Annotated in this window: 18 protein-coding genes, 1 tRNA gene, 1 other RNA gene and 1 pseudogene; 10 read left to right on the forward strand and 11 right to left on the reverse strand. The window is 64.8% G+C overall.

Features of this window, described 5'->3' with window-relative positions:
• Positions 1–172 precede the first annotated feature (172 nt).
• Together AB0H00_RS20270 and tgt are read left to right on the forward strand one after the other, a co-directional pair.
• Complete coding sequence (locus tag AB0H00_RS20270) at positions 173–2,065, forward strand: ABC transporter ATP-binding protein (RefSeq protein ID WP_357268423.1); 1,893 nt, start codon at positions 173–175, stop codon at positions 2,063–2,065.
• A gap of 301 nt (positions 2,066–2,366) precedes the next feature.
• The gene (gene tgt / locus AB0H00_RS20275; RefSeq protein ID WP_357268425.1) at positions 2,367–3,611 is read left to right on the forward strand and encodes a tRNA guanosine(34) transglycosylase Tgt; all 1,245 of its coding nucleotides are present in this window, start codon (positions 2,367–2,369) and stop codon (positions 3,609–3,611) included.
• A gap of 45 nt (positions 3,612–3,656) precedes the next feature.
• Here the strand turns inward: tgt and AB0H00_RS20280 are convergent, their stop codons facing one another.
• A complete protein-coding gene (locus tag AB0H00_RS20280) occupies positions 3,657–4,433 on the reverse strand; it encodes a queuosine precursor transporter (RefSeq protein ID WP_357268426.1) in 777 nt (258 codons plus the stop codon).
• Between the two features lie 32 nt (positions 4,434–4,465).
• Here AB0H00_RS20280 and AB0H00_RS20285 point away from each other — a divergent pair, with 32 nt between their 5' ends.
• Positions 4,466–4,981: a DUF4190 domain-containing protein gene (locus tag AB0H00_RS20285; protein ID WP_357268234.1), complete on the forward strand. Its 516-nt coding sequence runs from the start codon at positions 4,466–4,468 to the stop codon at positions 4,979–4,981.
• 75 nt (positions 4,982–5,056) lie between these two features.
• Here AB0H00_RS20285 and AB0H00_RS20290 read toward each other — a convergent pair whose 3' ends face one another.
• From AB0H00_RS20290 to AB0H00_RS20300, 3 genes are read right to left on the reverse strand one after another with little or no spacing between them, the layout of a single operon-like run.
• Positions 5,057–5,746, reverse strand: a complete 690-nt coding sequence (locus tag AB0H00_RS20290) for an RDD family protein (RefSeq protein ID WP_357268236.1) — start codon at positions 5,744–5,746, stop codon at positions 5,057–5,059.
• A 47-nt stretch (positions 5,747–5,793) separates the two neighbouring features.
• On the reverse strand, positions 5,794–6,711 hold the full coding sequence (gene gluQRS, locus AB0H00_RS20295; RefSeq protein ID WP_357268238.1) for a tRNA glutamyl-Q(34) synthetase GluQRS: 918 nt from the start codon (positions 6,709–6,711) through the stop codon (positions 5,794–5,796).
• Between the two features lie 55 nt (positions 6,712–6,766).
• Positions 6,767–7,249, reverse strand: a complete 483-nt coding sequence (locus tag AB0H00_RS20300; protein ID WP_357268240.1) for a DUF309 domain-containing protein — start codon at positions 7,247–7,249, stop codon at positions 6,767–6,769.
• A gap of 446 nt (positions 7,250–7,695) precedes the next feature.
• On the opposite strand from AB0H00_RS20300, the gene AB0H00_RS20305 reads away from it, so the two are divergent.
• Entirely contained in the window at positions 7,696–7,878 is a 183-nt protein-coding gene (locus AB0H00_RS20305; protein WP_357268428.1) for a DUF397 domain-containing protein, read from the forward strand.
• 99 nt (positions 7,879–7,977) lie between these two features.
• On the opposite strand, the gene AB0H00_RS20310 is transcribed toward AB0H00_RS20305, so the two are convergent.
• On the reverse strand, positions 7,978–9,618 hold the full coding sequence (locus AB0H00_RS20310; protein WP_357268242.1) for a cytochrome bc complex cytochrome b subunit: 1,641 nt from the start codon (positions 9,616–9,618) through the stop codon (positions 7,978–7,980).
• Between the two features lie 168 nt (positions 9,619–9,786).
• On the opposite strand from AB0H00_RS20310, the gene AB0H00_RS20315 reads away from it, so the two are divergent.
• Positions 9,787–11,391 carry a hypothetical protein gene (locus AB0H00_RS20315; protein WP_357268244.1) on the forward strand — a complete coding sequence of 535 codons (1,605 nt, stop codon included), beginning with the start codon at positions 9,787–9,789 and terminating at the stop codon, positions 11,389–11,391.
• A gap of 121 nt (positions 11,392–11,512) precedes the next feature.
• On the opposite strand, the gene AB0H00_RS20320 is transcribed toward AB0H00_RS20315, so the two are convergent.
• The gene (locus tag AB0H00_RS20320; RefSeq protein ID WP_357268246.1) at positions 11,513–12,151 is read right to left on the reverse strand and encodes a hypothetical protein; all 639 of its coding nucleotides are present in this window, start codon (positions 12,149–12,151) and stop codon (positions 11,513–11,515) included.
• Between the two features lie 213 nt (positions 12,152–12,364).
• On the opposite strand from AB0H00_RS20320, the gene AB0H00_RS20325 reads away from it, so the two are divergent.
• On the forward strand, positions 12,365–13,468 hold the full coding sequence (locus AB0H00_RS20325; protein WP_357268248.1) for a CapA family protein: 1,104 nt from the start codon (positions 12,365–12,367) through the stop codon (positions 13,466–13,468).
• Here the strand turns inward: AB0H00_RS20325 and AB0H00_RS20330 are convergent.
• Positions 13,449–14,102 (reverse strand): annotated as a pseudogene (locus AB0H00_RS20330) (phosphoribosyltransferase); the annotation flags it as partial. The gene AB0H00_RS20325 and the pseudogene AB0H00_RS20330 sit on opposite strands and share 20 nt — an antisense overlap.
• An 855-nt stretch (positions 14,103–14,957) precedes the next feature.
• Complete coding sequence (locus AB0H00_RS20335; RefSeq protein WP_357268250.1) at positions 14,958–15,917, reverse strand: alpha/beta hydrolase family protein; 960 nt, start codon at positions 15,915–15,917, stop codon at positions 14,958–14,960.
• A 360-nt stretch (positions 15,918–16,277) separates the two neighbouring features.
• Here AB0H00_RS20335 and AB0H00_RS20340 point away from each other — a divergent pair, with 360 nt between their 5' ends.
• Positions 16,278–16,463, forward strand: a complete 186-nt coding sequence (locus AB0H00_RS20340; protein WP_357268252.1) for a hypothetical protein — start codon at positions 16,278–16,280, stop codon at positions 16,461–16,463.
• A 245-nt stretch (positions 16,464–16,708) separates the two neighbouring features.
• Here AB0H00_RS20340 and AB0H00_RS20345 read toward each other — a convergent pair whose 3' ends face one another.
• Both AB0H00_RS20345 and AB0H00_RS20350 read right to left on the reverse strand, forming a co-directional pair.
• Positions 16,709–16,933, reverse strand: coding sequence for a hypothetical protein (locus AB0H00_RS20345; RefSeq protein WP_357268253.1), 225 nt, complete (start codon positions 16,931–16,933; stop codon positions 16,709–16,711).
• A 30-nt stretch (positions 16,934–16,963) separates the two neighbouring features.
• Positions 16,964–17,341 carry a nuclear transport factor 2 family protein gene (locus AB0H00_RS20350; protein WP_357268255.1) on the reverse strand — a complete coding sequence of 126 codons (378 nt, stop codon included), beginning with the start codon at positions 17,339–17,341 and terminating at the stop codon, positions 16,964–16,966.
• A 101-nt stretch (positions 17,342–17,442) separates the two neighbouring features.
• Here AB0H00_RS20350 and AB0H00_RS20355 point away from each other — a divergent pair, with 101 nt between their 5' ends.
• Positions 17,443–18,441 carry an RNA polymerase subunit sigma-70 gene (locus AB0H00_RS20355; protein ID WP_357268257.1) on the forward strand — a complete coding sequence of 333 codons (999 nt, stop codon included), beginning with the start codon at positions 17,443–17,445 and terminating at the stop codon, positions 18,439–18,441.
• A 337-nt stretch (positions 18,442–18,778) separates the two neighbouring features.
• On the opposite strand, the gene AB0H00_RS20360 is transcribed toward AB0H00_RS20355, so the two are convergent.
• A tRNA-Ser gene (locus tag AB0H00_RS20360) sits at positions 18,779–18,866 on the reverse strand.
• A gap of 127 nt (positions 18,867–18,993) precedes the next feature.
• Here AB0H00_RS20360 and ffs point away from each other — a divergent pair.
• An RNA gene (gene ffs, locus AB0H00_RS20365) (signal recognition particle sRNA small type) lies at positions 18,994–19,088 on the forward strand.
• A gap of 178 nt (positions 19,089–19,266) precedes the next feature.
• Complete coding sequence (locus AB0H00_RS20370) at positions 19,267–20,556, forward strand: aminotransferase class I/II-fold pyridoxal phosphate-dependent enzyme (RefSeq protein WP_357268259.1); 1,290 nt, start codon at positions 19,267–19,269, stop codon at positions 20,554–20,556.
• The last annotated feature ends 130 nt before the right edge of the window (positions 20,557–20,686 follow it).

Raw genomic sequence — 20,686 nt, forward strand, 5'->3', positions numbered from 1 at the left:
CAGGACACAGGAGGCGCGGTGAGGCACAATCGCGCAGCGCTTATCGGGCCGACGGGGTGCGGGAACTCCCGCAGGACACAGGAGGCGCGGTGAGGCACAATCGCGCAGCGCTTATCGGGCCGACGGGGTGCGGGAACTCCCGCAGGACACAGGAGGCGCGGTGAGGCCAGGAATGCCGAGTCCCGGTGCACCGGACGCCAAGGCGAAGTCGTTCGGTCCTTCGCTGCGGCGCTTGCTGCGCAGGCTCGCTCCCGAACGGTTCAACGTCGGGCTGATCATCCTGCTCGTCGTCGTATCGGTGGTACTGAACACGCTGGGCCCGTACATTCTCGGAAAGGCGACCAACCTCGTCTTCGACGGCGTGGTCGGCAAGCAACTACCGTCCGGCGTCACCAAGGATCAGGCGATCGAGGCGCTGCGGTCCAAGGGCGACAACACTCTTGCCGACATGCTCGGCGCGATGAACGTGATCCCGGGCGTAGGAGTGGATTTCGCCGCGGTCGCCAAGGTTCTCATCCTCGTGCTCGTCCTCTACCTCGGCGCCGCGCTGTTCGGCTGGTTGCAGGGCTATCTGCTCAACATCGTCATCAATCGGACAGTGAAGCGGCTGCGCAGCGACATCGAGGACAAGATCCACCGGCTTCCGTTGCGCTACTTCGATTCCGCGCCACGCGGTGACGTGCTCAGCCGCGTCACCAACGACGTGGACAACATCTCCCAGAGCCTGCAGCAGACCATGAGCCAACTGCTGACTTCGGTGTTCTCGGTGCTCGGCATCCTGATCATGATGTTCTGGATCTCGCCGCTGCTGGCGGTGATCGCACTGCTCACCGTGCCCGCCGCCGTCGTGATCACCGCGCAGATCGCGAAACGTTCCAAGCCGCACTTCGTCAACCAGTGGAAGTACACCGGCCTGGTCAACGCTCAGGTCGAGGAGGCGTACACCGGGCATGAGGTGGTCACCGCATTCGGCCGCAACCGCGAGGTCGGCAAGGAGTTCGACGAGCGCAACCAGGAGCTCTACCAGGCCAGCTTCGCGGCGCAGTACATCTCCGGTCTGATCATGCCCGCGATCATGTTCCTCGGGAACGTGAATTTCGTGCTGGTCGCGCTGGTCGGCGGCTTGCGGGTGGCGACAGGCAACCTGTCGCTCGGCGAGGTGCAGGCGTTCATCCAGTACTCCCGCCAGTTCAGCCAGCCGCTGACCCAGATCGGCGCAATGGCCAACCTGTTGCAGTCCGGCGTCGCCTCGGCCGAGCGGATCTTCGAGATTCTCGACGCCGAGGAGCAGAGCCCGGACCCGGCGATGGCCGACACCCGCCCGGTGGATCGCGGCCGGGTGGAATTCGAGGCCGTCTCATTCCGCTACGAACCGGACAAGCCGGTGATCGAGCGGCTCTCGCTGCTGGTCGAGCCAGGTCATGTGGTCGCCATCGTCGGCCCGACCGGCGCGGGCAAGACCACACTGGTGAATTTGGTCATGCGGTTCTACGAGCTCGACGCGGGCACCATCACCGTCGACGGCGTCGACATCACCGAGATCACCCGCGACCACCTGCGCTCCCGCATCGGCATGGTGTTGCAGGACACCTGGCTGTTCCGCGGCACCATCCGGGAGAACATCGCCTACGGCAACCCGAACGCGAGCGAACAGGAGATCATCGCGGCCGCGCGCGCCGCGTACGTGGACCGTTTCGTGCACGCGCTGCCCGACGGTTACGACACGATCATCGACGAGGAGGGCTCCGGCGTCAGCGCGGGCGAAAAGCAGCTGATCACCATCGCGCGAGCGTTCCTGGCCAAGCCGTCCATCCTCATCCTCGACGAGGCGACCAGCTCGGTAGACACCCGTACCGAGCTGCTGGTGCAACACGCCACCGCCGCGCTGCGCCGGGACCGGACCAGTTTCGTCATCGCCCACCGCCTCTCCACCATCCGTGACGCCGATTTGATCGTCGTCATGGAGGCGGGCCGGATCGTGGAACACGGCACGCACGAACGCCTGCTCGGGGAGCGCGGGGCGTACTACCGTCTGTACAACGCCCAGTTCGCCGCGGCTCTGTGATGTTGGCAATGCTCGGTCTCGCTTCGCTCGGAAGTGGGGGTCGGGCGAGTGGTTGGGTTGGGAGGCGATCGCTGTGGGGATTTCTGGCCTGCGACGTGGCGGTGTTCGCGGCGGGCCGGGCCGTGAACGGGCAATGCTCGGTCTCACTCCGCTCGAAAGCCGCGAGGTTCGTGTGGTGCGCCGGGTGGTAACCGGGGAATCGACCGACGATGTCGGCACTGCGCAGACGGCGCGGGCAATGCCGGCCGAGGGATCGGTGGCCTGCTGCGGTCGGCGTGCGCTGGACTGGGAGGATGGCTGGGTGTCCGGTCCTGAATCCTTCTCTTTTACCGTCGGTACTCGCCTGGACGGGCGGCACGGCCGGTCCGGCATGGTCTGCACGCCGCACGGCCCTATCGCCACGCCGGCGTTCATCCCGGTGGGCACAAAGGCGACAGTGAAGGCGGTGCTGCCGGAGACCATGAAGGATATCGGCGCGCAGGCGCTGCTGGCCAACGCCTACCACCTGTACCTGCAGCCCGGCGCCGATATCGTGGACGAGGCGGGCGGACTCGGCATATTCATGAACTGGCCCGGGCCCACCTTCACCGACAGCGGCGGGTTCCAGGTGATGTCGCTGGGCGTCGGATTCAAGAAGGTGCTGGCGATGGAGGCGGTCGACGTCCGCAGCGACGACGTGATCGCTGCGGGCAAGGAACGGCTCGCCACCGTAGACGACGACGGCGTCACCTTCCGCTCACACCTGGACGGCTCCGAGCACCGGTTCACCCCCGAGGTCTCGATGGGCATCCAGCACGAGTTGGGCGCCGACATCATGTTCGCCTTCGACGAGCTCACCACGTTGCTCAACACCCGCGCCTACCAGGAGAAGTCGTTGCAGCGCACGCACGAGTGGGCGCAGCGCTGCATCGATGCGCACGAACGGCTGACCGCCGCGCGCACACACCGCCCGTACCAGGCACTGTTCGCCGTCATCCAGGGCGCGCAGTATGAGGACTTGCGGCGCAAGGCATGTCGAGGACTCGAATCGATCCGGGGAAGTGCGGGAACATCGTTCGACGGCTACGGTATCGGCGGTGCGCTGGAGAAACACAACCTGGGCGCTATCGTCGGCTGGTGCTCGGACGAGCTGCCCGAGGACAAGCCGCGTCACATGCTCGGCATCAGCGAGCCGGAGGACATTTTCACCGCCGTCGAGAACGGTGCGGACACCTTCGATTGCGTGAACCCGTCACGGGTCGCCCGCAACGCCGCGATCTACGTCGACGAAGGCCGGTTCAATATCAACACCAGCCGCTTCCGCCGCGACTTCACCCCGATCGACGAGACCTGCGACTGCTACACCTGCGCCAACTACAGCCGCGCCTATATCCACCACCTGTTCAAGGCCAAAGAGATGCTCGCGGCCATGCTGTGCACGATCCACAACGAGCGGTTCACGGTGCGGCTCGTCGACCGCATCCGGCACAGTATCGACGGCGGCTACTTCGACGAGCACAAAGCCGAGGTCCTGGGTCGCTGGCGGGGCCGGATCCGGACGCCATAGAGCCTGCTGGACCACATCGTGGATTCCGCTGACCCACGACATCTTTCATCGGAGCAGAGCGGGAACCTCGCTCGGTGCGTAGCTGGGTTCGTGCTTCTTGAGCCACGTGATCACCCGATAGGTGATCGGCAGCACGATGACTTCCGCCAGTGTCTTCCAGAGGAAGCCGACGATCACGAAATTGATGAACTGTCCCCAGGAGTCGATGCCGATCGCGGTGGCCGCGATCGAACAGAAGATCAGCGTGTCGCCGAACTCGCCGACCACGGTCGATCCGATCAGGCGCGCCCACAGGTGCTTCTCTTTGGTCCGCTCCTTGATCAGCACCAGTGTCGCCGAATTCAGCATTTCGCCGACGAAATAACCGGCCAGACCGGCGGCGACGAGCTGCGGGGTTGTTCCGATGACGGTACGGAAGGCGTCCTGGTTCTCGTAGAAGGTCGCGGCGGGTAGTTCGACGGCGATCTTGAAGCACACCACGGTCAGCAGCAGCATGGCGAAGCCGTAGTAAATTGCCCGGCGCGCGGCGCGGAAGCCATAGATCTCACTCAACACGTCGCCGACGATGTAGGCGAGGGGAAAGAGGAACCAGGCGCCGTCGGTGGTGATCGGCAGAATCTCCAGCGGCCCCAGCTTCACCGAATGGTCGGTGAAGAACTGCACGCCCTTGGTCGCGCAGATGTTGGAGATGATCAGCGTCGCGGTGAACACCGCCACGATCGGTGTGTAATACCCCCGCGCTACCTGGGCGAATGCCGCATGCTCTGGCGCGGGGTGTCCAGGTCCGTGTTCTTCGGTTGTCTTCGGCTCACTCACCTGCATCATCCAACCAGGTTGTGGAATACGCTGTAGCAATGACGAATCCCGGCGATTCCGACGAGTGGTGGAAGCAGTATGGCGGCCAAGGTGTGTCGCCGGAGTCCGGTGGGCAGAGTTCGGTCCCGCAGTACCCGAACGCCGAGGCGCCTTCGGGTTATCCGTCGGCGCCGCAGCACCCGGTGCAACCGCCGTCGCAGCCGATGACGCCGCCTCCGCAGCCGCAGTACCCGTCCTACCAGCAGCCCGCGCAGCCCTATCCGCAGCCGAACTACGCCTACCAGAGCCCCTACCAGCCCTATGGTGCTCCGGTGCAGGGCACCAACGGCATGGCGATCGGCGCGCTGATCTCGTCGCTGGTCGGGTTCGTCACCTGCGGAATCGGCTCGCTCGTCGGCATCATCCTCGGCGCGGTCGCGTTGAACCAGATCAAGCAGTCCGGGCAGGAGGGGCGCGGCATGGCGCTCGCCGGCATCTGGATCGGTGTCGGCGCGATCGTGCTCGTCATCTTGTGGTTCGTCGTCGTGATCATCGTGGGCTCGACGAGTTCGTAGCGGCAAGGGCCGGGAAAGCAGCAGGGGCGCACCCGAATCGGGTGCGCCCCTTGTGCTTCGTACCGCTGTCGCGTGTCAGGCCTTGACGACCTGGGTGCCGCCGGCGAACTTGTCGTGCCAGCCCTGCTTGTTCGGGTCCTGCGAGATGGTGACCATGATGTAGATCGCCAGCCCCAGTGCGACGAGGCCGCCGACGCACGGGATGATGTTCGCCGCGAGGAAGAGATTGCGCTTCAGCGAGGTGCCCGGGTCGATCTTGGCGGCGCCGCCGGGGGCGAGCACCTTCAGGCCGAGAATCTTCTTGCCCAGCGTGGTGCCCTGCGTGGTTTCCATTCCGACGAAGTAGCCGACCTCCACAAGGGTCCAGACCAGGCCGAGGCCGATGGTCAGGCCGAGTGAGTTGTTGACCAGGATGTACAAGATGAAATACGGGATCATCAAGATGAGCCCGTCGATGACGCGGGCCCCGATGCGGGTGCCGAGGTCACCCGGCTGACCGCCGTAGCCGAAGTTGCCCGGCTGCTGCGGGTACGGCTGCTGACCGTAGGGGTCCTGCCCGTACTGCGGCTGCTGGCCGTACTGGGGCTGCTGCTGCCCGTACTGGGGGGGCTGCTGGCCGTACTGCTGCTGCCCGTACTGCGGCTGCTGCTGGCCGTACTGGGGAGGCTGCTGCTGGCCGTACTGGTCGCCGCCTTGCGGGTACGGCTGCCCGTACGGCTGCCCGCCCTGCGGATACTGGTTGGGGTCGTACCCACCGCTTGTCATAGTTGTTTGTCCTCGTCGCGTGATCGGTAGTTCGGACGTTGCGTACGTTACGGACATCGACTGCGTTGCAACAACCCACTCACGTCGAGTATCCAAGGTTCCCAGGGCAGAAGCCCGGCGTCGAAATGTGCGAGTAGCTCGGATGACGATGTCGCGGAGCGGGCGAGTGAGGCGGCGAGGGGCGCCACGACCTGTTCGACCGTGTTGCCGAACGCCCGTTGGTCGGCCAGAGTCACCGCGCCGTCTCGCTTCGCCAGCCGATTCCCGTTCGCATCGAGCACAAGCGGGACATGGGCATAGCGGGGGACCGGGAGACCGAGCAGCGTCGCGAGATAGGCCTGTCGCGGTGTCGAGGGCAACAGGTCGTCGCCGCGCACTACCTGGTCGATGCCCTGCGCCGCGTCGTCCACGACGACCGCGAGGTTGTAGGCCGGAACACCGTCGCCGCGGCGCAGCACCAGATCATCGACCGGTCCGCGGTAAAGCCCGTGCAGTTCGTCGACCACCTCGAAATCGGTCGCCTTCGCGCGCAAGCGCAGAGCGGCCGGGCGGCCACTGGTACGCAGCCTGTCGCGCGCCTGTGCGGTCAGTGTGCGGCAGGTGCCGGGATAGGCGCCCATCGGTCCGTGCGGCGCAGTCGCGGCCTGCTGAATTTCCCTTCGGGTGCAATAGCATTCGTAAGTCAGTCCGGCGGCGGTGAGGCGTTCGATCGCGGCCTCGTAATGTGGCAGCCGCTCGGATTGCCGCACCACCGGTCCGTCCCAGTCCAGGCCGATCGCGGCGAGGTCGTCCAACTGCCGCTGCTCCGCGCCGGGTCGAACCCGGTCCAGATCCTCGATCCTGAGGAGGAAGCGCCGACCCGTGGAGCGGGCGAACGCCCAAGCGAGCAGGGCGGTGCGGAGGTTGCCTAGGTGCAGGTCCCCGGACGGTGTCGGCGCATACCGGCCCGCGCCGACCTCAGACACGAGACCGGCTGGAGAACGATGAGGTGCGCACGGTGGCCATGGTAGGGGTGTGCGATCAGCCGCGGAGGCGGGGCTTGAGGTTGTCGGCGGCCGGTTCGACCCCTGCGTCGAGTGCGGCGAGCAGCGATTCGGCGTGGGCGATCAGTCCGACACGGTCGATGCCGTAGGGCACTTGGCCGGCTTCCGGCCGATACGCGGTCAGCCGGGTCACGGCCCGGTCGAGCAGTGTACGCGCCCCTTTGGGATTTCCGCGTTGTATGTGGGTAAGGCCGACAGCGAACTGCGCAAGCGCCTGCCACAGCATCCGCTCAGCGAACGGACCGTTCTTCCATGCCGCCTCTAATACCTCATGTGCATTGAATGCGAAACCTTCGTCCAGCAGTTGCTGGGCGAAGGTGAGGGTTTGCTGCGGCGGCAGGTTCAGATCGTCCGGAATTCGGGCAACTCCGGCGCTTCCCGGCGGCAGCGGGCGCCCGAGGCGATCGCGCGGACGGGAGCTACGGGCACGACCTGCATCGTCGCGATCGCGTTCCACCATAGGTTCCATGATGCACGGCTGTGGTGGCGGCGTCGACGGGGCACTGCTCGTCGGCGAATTGTCCGAGTGATAACGGAGTAATTACATCCGTTTAAAAGATTGTGGCACGCCGGTGTTTGGAATGAATGTCTCGGGCTGGCAATGCTCCCGCAACTCTCCTCCTTCGCAAACCTGCGTGGTTGCGACGATTGAATAGGCAAGAGACGGGCAAACTTTCGATGGACCTGCTAGTGTTTACCGCACGGGGACAACCCCGCACGAGGTGAATTCCTCTCGAACTCGATGTGCGATATCGACGCACCGGGAAAGTGCGCTCTCCCGAAGAGCGTTCTACGGGATTCGGCGGCTCCGCCGGGTGCCGATGCTAGCTAGAACGATGTCAGGAGAAATCTCGTTCTCGACGCAGCAAAGGAGCTAGTGCCGTGAAGGTTGATCTGACGGACGCTGTGTGGCGCAAGAGCAGTTACAGCGGTCCGGATGGGAACTGCGTGGAAGTTGCCTTTCTCACCGACGGCAATGTAGCGGTTCGTGATACCAAGGACAGACGTGGACCGGCCTTGGCCTTCGCGCCGGGCGAGTGGGATACATTCCTAACGGAGCTCTCGGCGGGAGGGTTCCGGCGCAGTTGAACTGTTCTGGAAACGCCTGAATAAGGCAAGCGGGCCCCGGGGCGGGATGGACTCGGGGCCTTCGCGGTACTCGGGTACATGCGATGCGATCCCGAATCATCAACCGGAGGAGCCGTTTCCGCGGCCGTTCGTCCGCTCCTGATATCTGCGCAGCACGGCAAGCTGCTTGCGTTCTTCTTCGTGCTCCAGTGATCGGTTCCGCTCCGACTCCTGCCGCGGGTCCGCGCGCAGGAAGCTACCCGTGCCCGGCTTGCCCGCCGCACCCAACTTGCTCATCTTCTTCGGCACCGGGGCACCCTGATACTCCAGCGGAATCGGATGGCCGTGCTCGTCGACCGGGCCGAGCGGCTGGTGCACCTCGATGTACTCGCCGTGCGGAAGACGCTTGACCACACCGGTTTCCACGCCGTGCTCGAGCACCGCACGATCACTGCGCTGCAGGCCGATGCAGAACCGGTAGGCGAGGAAGTACGCGATCGGCGGCGCAAGGAGGAGCCCGATCCGGCCGACCCACGTGGTGGCGTTCAATGAGATGTCGAATTTGTAGGCGATGATGTCGTTGACGCATGAGAGCGTGAGTACCACGTAGAACGCGATGGACATGGCGCCGATGGCGGTGCGCACCGGCACGTCGCGGGGACGCTGCAGCAGGTTGTGGTGCGCGCTGGTGTCGCCGGTGAGCCGTTTCTCGATCCATGGGTAGGCGATCAACACGGTGAACACCAACCCCATGATCAACGCGACCCAGAACGCCGCGGGCACCGTGTAGCGACCCAGATACAGCTCCCATGGCGGCATCAGACGCGCCAGACCGTCGGTCCACATCATGTAGAAGTCCGGCTGCGATCCCGCCGACACCTGCGACGGGTTGTACGGGCCGAGGTTCCAGATCGGATTGATCTGCAACACCCCGCCCATGATGCCGACGATTCCGAGGGTGAAGGCGAAGAACGCACCCTGATCCGCGGCGAACACCGGCACGATACGGGCGCCGACCACATTGTTCTCGGTGCGTCCCGGCCCGGGGAACTGGGTGTGCTTCTGGTACCAGACCAGCGCCACATGCGCGGCGATCAACGCCAGGATGATGCCAGGGAACAGCAGCACATGCGCGATGTAGAGGCGCGGGATGATGATCTCGCCCGGGAAGTCACCGTCGAAGATCAGCCAATGCATCCATGTGCCGATGATCGGAATACTCATCGTGATGCCCGAGAACGCCGCACGCAGACCGGTGCCGGACAGCAGATCATCCGGCAGCGAGTAGCCGAAGAACCCCTCGAACATCGCCAAGATCAACAACAGCGATCCGAGTACCCAGTTCGCCTCCCGCGGCTTGCGGAACGCGCCGGTGAAGAAGATGCGGAACAGATGCACGATGATCGACGCCGCGAACAGCAGCGCGGCCCAATGGTGGACCTGGCGGACGAACAGACCACCACGCACCTCGAAGGAGAGGTCCAACGCGGTCTCGTACGCGCGCGACATGGTCACCCCACGCAGCGGCTGGTAGGCCCCGTTGTAGACCACCTCGGCCATCGACGGATCGAAGAACAAGGTGAGATACACACCCGACAGCAACAAGATGATGAAGCTGTAGAGCGCGATCTCACCCAGCAGGAACGACCAATGGGTCGGGAAGACCTTGTTGATCGACCGCTTCAGAAACGCGGCGGCGCGATAGCGTTCGTCCGCCTCGTTGGCTTGCGCGCCTATTGTGCGAACCAGTTGTGTAGCCATGGCCGACACCCCGCCCTTGGTGAGAGTGGTATCTGTTCCTACTACGGACGGTAGCAGACAGGATGCGCGGAATCGAGGGGGGTTTCTGTCTCGATTGTGGAACAAGATCATTCACATTTGTTCGACGTCACCGATGCCGTCGCAATCAGAGCCGATATCGTTCCATCTGTGAGCGCGATGGCACCGCAGGACGCGACGATGTATTGGTTGTCGAAGCGCACGCGCAACGACTTGTTTCTCTTGTATTGCTTCCATGACGAAGGGCGCTCGACCGAGGAACTGCGTGCCTCGGTCGCCGAACGCAGTGCGCGAATCGACGATCTGCGGGTCCGCCTGCGCGAACTGCCCGCGGACATCGATTACCCATCCTGGATGCCCTGCGAATTCGCTGCCGAGCAATTCGTCGTGCATCGACTGGTGGAGCCGAATTGGATGAATCTGCTGGACGCTCTCGGGGAGGTGCTCGGGACTGGCGTGGATGCCGCCGTACGTCCCTGGCGGGTGCACGTGTTCCGGGGGATCGTCGATGCGCCAGGGCCGGCAGAGGGGCCCGCACTGGTGGCTGTGTTGCAGATGTCGCATGCGCTGGCGGATGGGCGGCGGGCGGCGGCCATCGCGCGTTCGCTGTTCATCGAGTCCGATGCACGGAACGGGGATGTTCCGTCTCCGAGCTGTCACCGAGCGGGTCCGGTGGCGCTGAGCGGCCGCGGTGCCGGCGGTACCGGAGTGGTGGATGGGTTCGCCGATGCGGGGGTGAGCGGTGTCGGCCGCAGTGAGATTGCGGGTGGCGGGCCACGGGCGTTGTCCACCCTGCTCGCTCGGGGGCGTGAGGTCGGATGGGCGGTGGCCACCGGGGGGCTGTCGATCGGTTCTGCGGTGGCGGCCCGCGGGCAGATGGTCGCGGGCCGGCGGATACTCACCGGGACACTGGTCGATTCGGCGCTTGGTCTGCTGTGCCTTCCGGTTCGGCTGGCTTCGACCGCGCTGCGCGGTTATCGAGCCTTTCAGGCGCAGCAGCAGCTGGCGCACTTGACCGATACCGGTCAAGTGCCGCCGCCCGGCGTCGGTTTTCTGCCAAGCCAGGTGAATCGAACTGTCGCAGAGGGCGTCTCGCTACACCAAGTGCGTATGCTCGTGTGCGCTGGCGAACGTCTTCGGGCCCCTGGTGACACCGTGACCGTAGTGGTCCTGACCGCGGTGTCACTGGCGCTCGCACGGTATCTGGCCGACCGGGGTGAATCCGTCGAGCGTCTCGGCGCACAGGTTCCGATGGCGCTGCCCGAGCTGTCCGCCGGAAGCGAGAGCGATCCGCGCAACAACTACCGCAGCGTTGGCGTCGACCTGTTCGCCGACGAACCGGACCTGCGCCTGCGCGCCGACAAGATCGCCGCGGCACTCGCCGACCGCCGTCTCCGGGCGCGGCACCCTTTGCTGTCGGCCCAGGACCGGGTCACCGCGACCGTCCCTGCCCCGCTCCTACGCCGCGACGTCGACCGCTATCCCCTCGACACCGTCCCCGACTCGATCGCGGGCCACACCATTGTCTCCAGCGTCGATCGCGGGCCCGCCGACCTCACCTTCGGTGGCGGCCGTGTCCGCTTCACCGCCGGCTTTCCCGCCCTCGGCTCGGTCATGCACCTGACCCACGGCGTACACGGCCTCGGTGACACCATCACCCTCTCGCTGCACGCCGATCCCGCGGTTCTCCCTGACCTCGACACCTACGCGTCCCTACTCCGCTCCGCGATAGACGAGGTCATCGCTGCCCTCTGAACCTGCGAGCCACCGGGTACATCCGGCAAACGCTGACTCTCCACACCGGAGGCGCGCTTCGCACGGCTCACACACAACCTGCGTGCGGAGCGTCCTGTGGTGGCGAAGAGGAACCGGTGGATCAGGTTCGGTTGAGAGCCAGTTCGGGCGAAGCCGAGTGGAGGTCGGTGGAGATTTTGATCTCGAGCTCGACGCGGGTGGCGTTGATGACCGAGCGTTCTTCCTCGACGGTGTTCTCGATCGCCCTCGACCACAGCGCTCGAATTTCGGAGATCTCCTCACCGGTCGCCTCGGGGTCCATTTCGATCCTGCGCCGCTGCAAAGAAATGTTCAGCGCCGCGGTGAGGGTCCGCGCCAGGTCCTCGCAGCGATTCGGGATCTTCCGATGCGCCAGGACGCGCAGGTTGCTGATGTATTCCCTTGTCCCAGAGATGTTTTGGATCACGTCCTCGCCGATCTCGTCCAGCTCGTCGGCCTCCCAGCGGTCACAGTACAACAACTGCTGACGGACATCGGTGGAGATCGCCAGCACGGAAGCCACTGCGGCCAGCACGGATTCACGCCGCCACTTATCGTGCTCGCGGCGTTCCGCGGCCGCGTTCGTCAACTCCACATTCCGCTGCGCCGCGTCGAGCGTGACCCGGTTGCGCTCGTCCGCAGCGGTCACCGCCGCGCGATTAGTGCGGTTGTTGAGAAGAACGCCGACCACCGCCGCAATGGCGACGACGAGGGAACCGAGGAGTGGAAGCCACTGAGTCACCGGGAAATCATCGCATCGCGATCGTGGCTCGCACAGCCGACGAAGTGCGAATCCTTCTGGATTCCGCTGGATGCTTCCATGGCGTGCAAGCGGGGCAGATGCGCTACTCGGTCGGCTTGTTCGCTGAGTCGGGTCGTGTGGGACTGGGCTCATGGGGCTACTACGCCCATTTTCGCAGGTGAACTCTTTGTCCAGTGGATCGACAATGGTGGTATGGCCACGGTCCTGCTCGGTGGCGACGTCATGCTGGGCCGCGGTGTGGACCAGATCCTGCCGCATCCCGGCGATCCAACGCTGCGCGAACGCTATGTCGAGGATGCGCGGACATATGTCGAGTTGGCCGAACGCGTGCATGGCGAATTTGCCCGTCCGGTGGATTTCCGCCGACCATGGGGTGATGTCCTGTCGATCCTCGGGCAGGTCCACCCCGAGGTGCGATTGATCAACCTGGAGACCGCCATCACCGCCGACGGTGCGTTCGCCCCTGCGAAGGGCATCCACTACCGGATGAACCCCGACAACCTGCCGGTGTTGACCGCGATCGCACCGGTCGTTTGTGCGCTGGCCAACAACCACATCCTCGATTTCGGTATCCACGGGCTGGCGGACACCCTCGAAGCACTCGATACCGCGGGCGTCTGCGGCGCCGGAGCGGGCGTGGATCTCGACGCCGCCCAGGCACCGGCGATATCGGAACTCGACGACGGACGCCGGGTGGTGATCGTCTCGGTAGCCGCGGGCTCGAGCGGGGTTCCGGAATTCTGGGCAGCGCGTCGCGATCGGCCCGGGTTGTGGCGGGTCGGCGATGCACCGACGGTTCGTGCCGCCGACGAGGTGGCGGCAGAAGTGCTGGCCCACAAACGCGACAACGATATCGCGATCGTCTCCGTACATTGGGGGCCCAACTGGGGTTACGGGGTGACACGGAGCGAAACACAGTTCGCTCATCGGTTGGTCGATGCCGGCGTCGACCTGGTGCATGGTCATTCCGCGCATCATCCGCGGCCGATCGAGATCTACCGGGGCAAACCGATTCTGTACGGGTGTGGCGACGTTATCGACGACTACGAGGGCATCCGCGGTTACGAGCGGTACCGCCCCGATCTTCATCTGCTGTATCTCGTGTCCATCGATCCCGGTGCGGTGGAGGTACGAATGATTCCGCTACGGGTACGGCGCATGCGCCTCGAATCGGCGGCGCAGAGCGAATCCCGATGGCTGTGCGAGACGATCGAGCAGGTCAGCCGCCGCTTCGGTACCCGAGTCGCATCCCGGCCCGACGACCTACCAGTGGTGTTCAACGCCACACAACGCTGAGATGGCGGCGGAACCAGTCGCTGGCCAGATCCGCCACTTGCTCGAGTGCGCCGGGTTCCTCGAACAGGTGGGTCGCACCAGGGACGACGTCGATCTCGCTCGGACACGGCATCCGCAGCCGTGCCTCCCGATTGAGCTCGAGCACCTGTTGGTCGTTCCCACCGACGATGAGCAGCGTCGGTGCGTGGACCAGCGCCAGCCGGGGACCGGCCAGGTCGGGGCGGCCGCCGCGAGAGACGACGGCCGCGATCTCGGTTCCGGGTTCGGTGGCCGCCCATAGCGCGGCACCGGCACCGGTGCTCGCGCCGAAATATCCGGTAGGAAGGCCGTTCAGATCCGATCGGGTGCGCAGCCAGCGGGTCACTTCGACGAGACGATGGGCAAGCAGCTCGATATCGAAGACGCGCCTACGGTCGCCCTCCTCGTCCGCGACCAGCAGATCGACCAGCATTGTCGCGAGTCCCGCCCGATTGAGTACGTCGGCGACAAACCGATTCCTCGGACTGTGCCGGCCACTTCCGCTCCCGTGCGCGAAGACGATCAGGGCGGTGGAGTTCTCCGGGACGGCCAGTACCCCCGCCAGCCGGATCGACTCCGACGGCACGATGACCTCGTCTGTCCGCGTCATGGGATCGGGTGTGGAGGACGGCATCGAACACCTCCTGATATCCGGCATACCCGATCGTTTCGGTCATATGCAAGAGGCCCGGAGCCTCCGTAGGTACGGCCGATGACGATCTACAACTACGTCAACGGGCGAGGGGACTCGAGCAGCTGGTCACCGGGCCCGTGATGCCGCGTGGACGGTCGAACCAGCCGGCCACTGGACCGAGGAGATCCTCGCGGTGGCCGAAGGCATGTAGTGCGCCATTCGGGCCCACCCTTGCACGCCATACCCTCCTTACGCACGCGCCGCAGCCTCGACCTGCCCACCTTCGTCGATCGCGGAGACGGGCTGAAACGGGCGCGCAATCATCGAGGGGTAGTCATTCGATCTGAGTCAGCGGTGGCAGATACCCTGCGGTACGCATGCCAAATGCGGCGCCTGACAGCGGTTTCGACGCCATGCCTCGAGTGCCGTCTGCTCCAGTCCGGATACGACCTCCTCGCTCTGTGCGCCGATCAGCCGCGCACGATCCGCCAATGGGCCAACCGGGCATGCCTGGCTGCCGGCCTGCCCTGGGTGGTTCCCCAGCGCCGGTATCAGATGACTCGGGTCGATCAGCGATGACAAGCTCTTCCGCGGATTGCCTTGTCGGTCTGCTGAACGCGGCTGGCGTCGACCGTCAACAGACGGCGGCAGGCCATGACAAAACCCTGCGACCAGCCGGTTGGAAACTCGTGTTCGATGACAAACGCATTTCGTGGCTCGGGCTGATCACCAGACGATCAGGGTTGGATGGATTACCGCGGTGCTTTGTGCGCGAGATGTCGGCTCAGCAGGCGAGTAGCGGTCGCCGCCACGGGGTGAAATGCCTCGAGCTCGAATCTATACGCCAAGGCCTGCTTTCAGGGTAGGCCAGGATTTGGGCAGGGCTGCCTTCCAATACGGCCACGAGTGGACGCCGATGGCGGCCCAGTCGGTTGAGACATCGGCACCGGCGAGTCCCATGGCGGTCCCGGTGACGCCGGTGCAGTCATGGGAGACATGTTCGATCTCGCTCGCCCGAAGCGGGTCCTCGGGCCATGACCAGTTTCCGTCGAACAGGGCATCATCGGGGCCGGGCACGCCGGTGCCGACGTACAGGTGGACTGGTTTGCCGCGCAGCGCGTCGAGGTGTTTCATCGGGTCGTGCGCGTCCCACTCCGGATTGCCTGCGGTACCCCACATATTGTCCGGGTTTCCGCCTTTCGCTTCGACCACGGGGCGTACCGAGAGTTGCCCGATACCGTCGGCAGAGTAGCAACCGCTGAAGGCTGCCAGGGCCCGGAACATGCCGGGGTGTCGTGCGGCCAGAATGGCCGCCGCTCCCGCTCCCATCGACAGCCCGCCAACAGCGTAGGTCCCGTTGCCTTTCAACTCGCGGTCGATCAACGGCGGCAGCTCCTCGGTGAGGAAGGTCTCCCACTTCTGGTGTCCGAGTACGGGGTCGTCTTTCAACCAGTCGGTGTAGTACGTTCCTCCACCGCCGACTGGCATCACCACATTGACCGGCTTGTCGGCGAAGAACTCCTTGGCGCCTCCGCGTAGCGTCCAGGTGCTTTTGGGCTGGGATTCCTTCGCCCCGTTTCCGTCCAGCAGCAGCACCGTCGGCCGGGATTTCGACTGATTCGCCGGCACCAGCACGTCGAGGTGAATGGTCCGCTTCATCGCCGGGGAGCGGATGTACATCTGCCATTGCTGCCCATCGCGGTCGATCCGCTCGACGACGGCCGCCGCGTTCGCCTGCGGAGTCGCGATGAACATCGGTGCGACAGCGACCACTGCGGCTGCTGCGACAGATCCCATCAGTCGGTACCCCCGGCGTCCTCGCAACACCGACATGCGCAAAACCATGATACGAACCTCATCGACGTTTGACCTCCACCGGAGGTCGTGACTGTTTCCCGTCGACAATGCCATGAAACTCGTTGACCGTCGCGCCAAGGCAACGCAATGCCATAGTGACTAGCTGGTAGAGGACTTGGAATTAGGAACCGCCGCGGGCTTGGTGTGTTCGCGAATGCTCGACACTCGTCACCTCGAGGGGTAGCGCCAAACATGGTGCGCCGTAACCCTCAGATCCCGCGGTTTGTCGACCGCTAGTCGGAGGCGGTGCAAAAACCGCCCCCGACCCGCAGGCTCTCTGCGGAGGATAGGGGACTGGAGATGCGCATCACCTACTGGCTGGCGCCGGGGCGGCGGGTGGTGCTGCTGACGGTCTTTCGCAAGACGCGAATGCGGGAAACTTTGGAAGTCGATCGTGCGAAAGTGCTGCGCAAGGTGTGCGAAGTGGAGCATGAGCACGCCAGAATCAGCTTTGTCGCCCGGTTCGAGAAGCCTGACGCAGCATGAACAGCGCGGTGCACACCTGCGGAGATCATCGCCGCCAACCTTGAAAACCTGAATGCGTGATCGCGGCTTTTCGCACCCGTCTGGCAGCGCTACCCCGTCCGAATTCAGCGTCGCGGCCAACTTCCGCGCACTGTCTGGAAGCCCGAAGCGGGTCACCGCTCGCCAGTACAGATTGTCCTCCGCCTGGGTGAGCGCCAGTGACTGGGCTCCGAGCCCCTTCGACGCTGGCGATGCAAACGTTAGGCTCAGGTGTTGACTCGGTCAACACCTGGCAGATGATGTTGCCGTCGGACTGCACGCTGCCGTCGGCTCAGCTCAGCCTGCTGGAGCGGAAGGCCGAGTAGATGGAATGTCCTGCGGCGGAGGCTTTCCACCGTTCGCACACACAGTTCGGCCAGCAGTGTCATGTTCGTCCGGTAGGCACCCGGCAGCGCGGCCATCGGGACGCGCACTATCGACTCGGTGGCCATCGTCGGATCGTGTCCACAGGCGGTCAGCACTCATCGGCCGCCTCGAGCGCGGTACTCGGTGGCGTCGTACAACAGCCTGAGTGACTGGATCTTCCCGCCGTCGAGTTGGAAGAACTCGGCGAATCGGACGGTACCATCGGGCATCTCGGCGTCGTAGAGTGTGGCCGCCGTGCTCTCGGCACGCAGCTGATGCAGCATCGTCAGGCTCCGCATTGTGTCGATGAATCCGAAGACTCCTTTGATGAACGGTTCCGCTCCGACGACGTGGCCGGCGATCGGACCCTCGAAAACGAGGTCATCGGCCAGTATTGCGCGCAGCCGCCCCTCGTCGAATTCCGTCGGGCCTGCGGTCAGAATGTTGTAGTAGGCCTGCACAGGCTGGCTGACGGTGTCATTGGTGTCGATCATGGGACCCTCCTCTAGCAGTTGCTAGTAGTTAAGACACCAACTGGCTGGCGAACGGAACGGTCGTGGTCGGGTAAACGAGGACAGTGGCATGATCGGACGCCATGAGTTCCTCGGTGCTTCAGCTCGCACGATCGGGTGACGAACAAGCCTTCGCCGAGCTGATGGAACCGCATCGTCGCGAGCTTCACCTGCACTGCTACCGGATGCTGGGGTCGATCACCGACGCCGATGAACTCCTGCAAGAGACGATGATCGCCGCATGGCGGGGCCTCGGCGGCTTTACGGGCCGCTCGTCGCTGCGGACATGGTTGTACCGGATTGCCACCAACCGCTGCCTCAACTACATCCGTGACGGCAAGCGCCGTCCCCCACCCGTGCCAGTTCCGCCGTTCGCGGTGCCCGAACCCTCCCGCCGAGAGGAGGTCACTTGGCTGCAGCCCTATCCCGACGCGTGGCTCGACCCGGCGCCGGGCCCCTCGGCCCGTTACGAGGCCCGGGAGGCCGTCCGGCTGGCGTTCGTCGGCGCGTTGCAGCGGCTTCCGCCCCGGCAGACAGCAGTACTGGTCCTCTGCGACGTACTCGACTTCTCCCTCGCGGAGGTGGCGACGATGCTGGAGGCGACTCCTGCGGCGATCAAGGGCTTGCTGCAACGGGCCCGGACATCGCTCGCGCGAGGGCATTTCACCCGCGCGGACCGCGAGTCCGGTTCTCACACCGAGGCGGACCTGGCGCAACGTTTTGCCGACGCCTTTTGCGTCGACAACGTCGACGCAGTGGTCGCACTACTTACCGACGACGCCTGGCTGGCCATGCCGCCCGCCCCGCACGAGTACCGTGGAGCGGAGGCCATCGCCGAGTTCCTCCGGGCGACCGCGGCTGGACGAGCTGAGCGGCGCTTCAGGCTTTTGCCCACCCGGGCCAACGCCCAACCCGCCTTCGCGTGCTATCTCGGACAACCGAACGATCCTGCGGCTCAACCATCCGGTCTGATCGTCCTCACCCTCTCGGGAGACCAGATCGCAGGTATCACCCATTTCCTAAATCCCGAACTGCCCTCGATCTTCGGCTTCAGGAACTCCCCGGCTGGCTCTGTCAACTGAAAACGTGACCAGGAAACGCCTGTCGTCCCACACCCTCGGAACATCTGAGACCGATCAGGCTGCATGTCGGCTGCCCGGTAGCAATAATGCGACAGTCGTGGCGCTGCCTACGGGCGCCGACTGCGCCTTTTGTGGCGGACGCCGCAGAGGATAGAGGAGCGAACCCCTATCCCGAGGCATGTTGACGCGGTCAACACGGCCTCTACCTGCGGAAATAACTGTAAGCGGCCCTGAACAGGCCTTATGGTCATCAACACTGGGCGTTTGCCAGAATAGATGGGATATTACGAAAAACGCCCCTGACTAGCCATTGAGATCCAGTCAGAGGCGTTTGCCGTGGCGGAGGATAGGGGATTTGAACCCCTGAGGGCGTTAACCCAACCCGCGTTCCAGGCGAGCGCCATAGGCCACTAGGCGAATCCTCCGTGCAGCAGCATACCGGTAGCCCCCGGTGAGTCGCCAAATGGCCCCGGTCGATCGGGCGAAGTGCCTGGTGGGCCACGGTTGGTCGACCCGAAGATCGGCTTTCGCGCGGGAGCCGCTACACTGGCCTACGGATCCCGCGCGGCGCGCATCCTGTGAACCCCCCCAGGGCCGGAAGGCAGCAAGGGTCAACGGGCTCTGCCGGGTGCGCGGGGTCCCCTTTCAGAGGGATCGCGCGGACGGATGTCCGGCTGTCGAATAACGCCTCCAATTCCGAGCAACGCACGGGTAACGTGAACAGCGTCCGCGGACGCGCGTGCGTCCGCACGGACAAATGATCGGTCGCGGCCACACATCGGCCCGGCCTTCCACGTCCCTTGCTGCTTCGAAAGGCTGTCCAGGATGCCCCGGCAAACGCAGATCGGTTTGATGAGCCACGAGGAGCTCGTGTCCGAACACGAGACCCAGTCCGCGAACTACGCGACGCTCCGGACCGAGAAGCTCACGCTGGATTTGACACGGGGAAAACCTTCACCGGAACAACTCGACCTGTCCGCCGAACTGCTGACCCTGCCCGGCGAGGGCGATTTCCGCGATGGCACCGGCACCGACTGCCGCAATTACGGTGGTCTGCATGGTCTCCCGGAGCTCCGCGCGATCTTCGGTGAACTGCTCGGTATTCCGGTGGACAATCTGCTCGCCGGCAACAATGCGAGCCTCGAGCTGATGCACGACGTGATCGCCTACGCGATGCTCTACGGCACTAACGACTCCGAGCGCCGCTGGGCCGCCGAGGACACACTGAAGTTCCTGTGTCCCGCCCCCGGCTACGACCGGCATTTCTCGATCACCGAGGCGCTCGGCTTCGAGATGATCCCCGTCCCGATGCGCCACGACGGCCCGGACACCCACGCCATCGCCGAACTGCTGGCGAACGATCCGCAGATCAAGGGTCTGTGGGCGGTGCCGAACTACTCCAACCCGACCGGTGTCGTCTTCTCCGAAGATGTTGTCCGGGAGCTGGTTTCGATGCCCACCGCTGCGCCCGACTTCCGGCTGTTCTGGGACAACGCCTACGCGGTGCATCCGCTGACCGACACGGCGGCGCCGGTGCTCGACGTGCTCGGCCTGGCCGCCGCGGCTGGAAACCCGAACCGCCCCTTGGTGTTCGCTTCCACCTCGAAAATCACCTTCGCGGGCTCGGGTGTCAGCTTCATCGGCGGCTCCACGGCGAATCTGGACTGGTACCTGAGCCACGCGTCGAAGAAGAGCATCGGCCCGGACAAGATCAACCAGCTGCGTCACCTGCGTTTCTTCAAGAATGCCGACGGCGTGCGCGCGCACATGCAGAAGCATCGCGCCATCCTGGAGCCCAAGTTCGCCCTGGTGCTGAAGATCCTGGAAGACCGGCTCAGCGCGTCCAAGGTGGCGTCCTGGACCGAGCCGAAGGGCGGCTACTTCATCAGCCTGGACGTGCTCGAGGGCACCGCGGCACGCGTGATCGCGTTGGCCGAGGAGGCGGGCATCGCGCTGACCGCGGCGGGCTCGGCCTTTCCGTACCGAAACGACCCGGAGGACAAAAACATTCGGATCGCACCGAGCTTCCCGAAGCTGCCCGAGCTGGAGAAGGCGATGGACGGCCTGGCCACCTGCGTCCTCCTCGCGGCCACCGAGAAGCTGCTCGGCAAGTAACGAGAAGCTGCTCGGCAAGCAATTGGACACAACGCGAGCGCCCGGCACGAATTTCATGCCGGGCGCTCGGCTACGCGGCTGCCTCGCCGTCGCTCGGCCCGGCGCATAAGCGGCTGCCTCGAGCCGTCGC

Origin of the sequence: Nocardia sp. NPDC023852, from assembly GCF_040639505.1 — a bacterium.
Classification (GTDB): domain Bacteria; phylum Actinomycetota; class Actinomycetes; order Mycobacteriales; family Mycobacteriaceae; genus Nocardia.

Excerpts from the sequence above, each read along its gene's own strand:
- AB0H00_RS20270 (WP_357268423.1), top strand. The coding sequence starts at position 173 with ATGCCGAGTCCCGGTGCACCGGACGCCAAGGCGAAGTCGTTCGGTCCT.
- AB0H00_RS20345 (WP_357268253.1), bottom strand. The coding sequence starts at position 16,933 with ATGGCCACCGAGTCGATAGTGCGCGTCCCGATGGCCGCGCTGCCGGGT.
- AB0H00_RS20290 (WP_357268236.1), bottom strand. The coding sequence starts at position 5,746 with ATGACAAGCGGTGGGTACGACCCCAACCAGTATCCGCAGGGCGGGCAG.
- AB0H00_RS20325 (WP_357268248.1), top strand. The coding sequence starts at position 12,365 with ATGGCCACGGTCCTGCTCGGTGGCGACGTCATGCTGGGCCGCGGTGTG.
- AB0H00_RS20285 (WP_357268234.1), top strand. The coding sequence starts at position 4,466 with ATGACGAATCCCGGCGATTCCGACGAGTGGTGGAAGCAGTATGGCGGC.
- AB0H00_RS20340 (WP_357268252.1), top strand. The coding sequence starts at position 16,278 with ATGCGCATCACCTACTGGCTGGCGCCGGGGCGGCGGGTGGTGCTGCTG.
- AB0H00_RS20355 (WP_357268257.1), top strand. The coding sequence starts at position 17,443 with ATGAGTTCCTCGGTGCTTCAGCTCGCACGATCGGGTGACGAACAAGCC.
- AB0H00_RS20280 (WP_357268426.1), bottom strand. The coding sequence starts at position 4,433 with ATGCAGGTGAGTGAGCCGAAGACAACCGAAGAACACGGACCTGGACAC.
- AB0H00_RS20300 (WP_357268240.1), bottom strand. The coding sequence starts at position 7,249 with ATGGTGGAACGCGATCGCGACGATGCAGGTCGTGCCCGTAGCTCCCGT.
- AB0H00_RS20335 (WP_357268250.1), bottom strand. The coding sequence starts at position 15,917 with ATGGGATCTGTCGCAGCAGCCGCAGTGGTCGCTGTCGCACCGATGTTC.
- AB0H00_RS20350 (WP_357268255.1), bottom strand. The coding sequence starts at position 17,341 with ATGATCGACACCAATGACACCGTCAGCCAGCCTGTGCAGGCCTACTAC.
- AB0H00_RS20370 (WP_357268259.1), top strand. The coding sequence starts at position 19,267 with ATGCCCCGGCAAACGCAGATCGGTTTGATGAGCCACGAGGAGCTCGTG.
- AB0H00_RS20310 (WP_357268242.1), bottom strand. The coding sequence starts at position 9,618 with ATGGCTACACAACTGGTTCGCACAATAGGCGCGCAAGCCAACGAGGCG.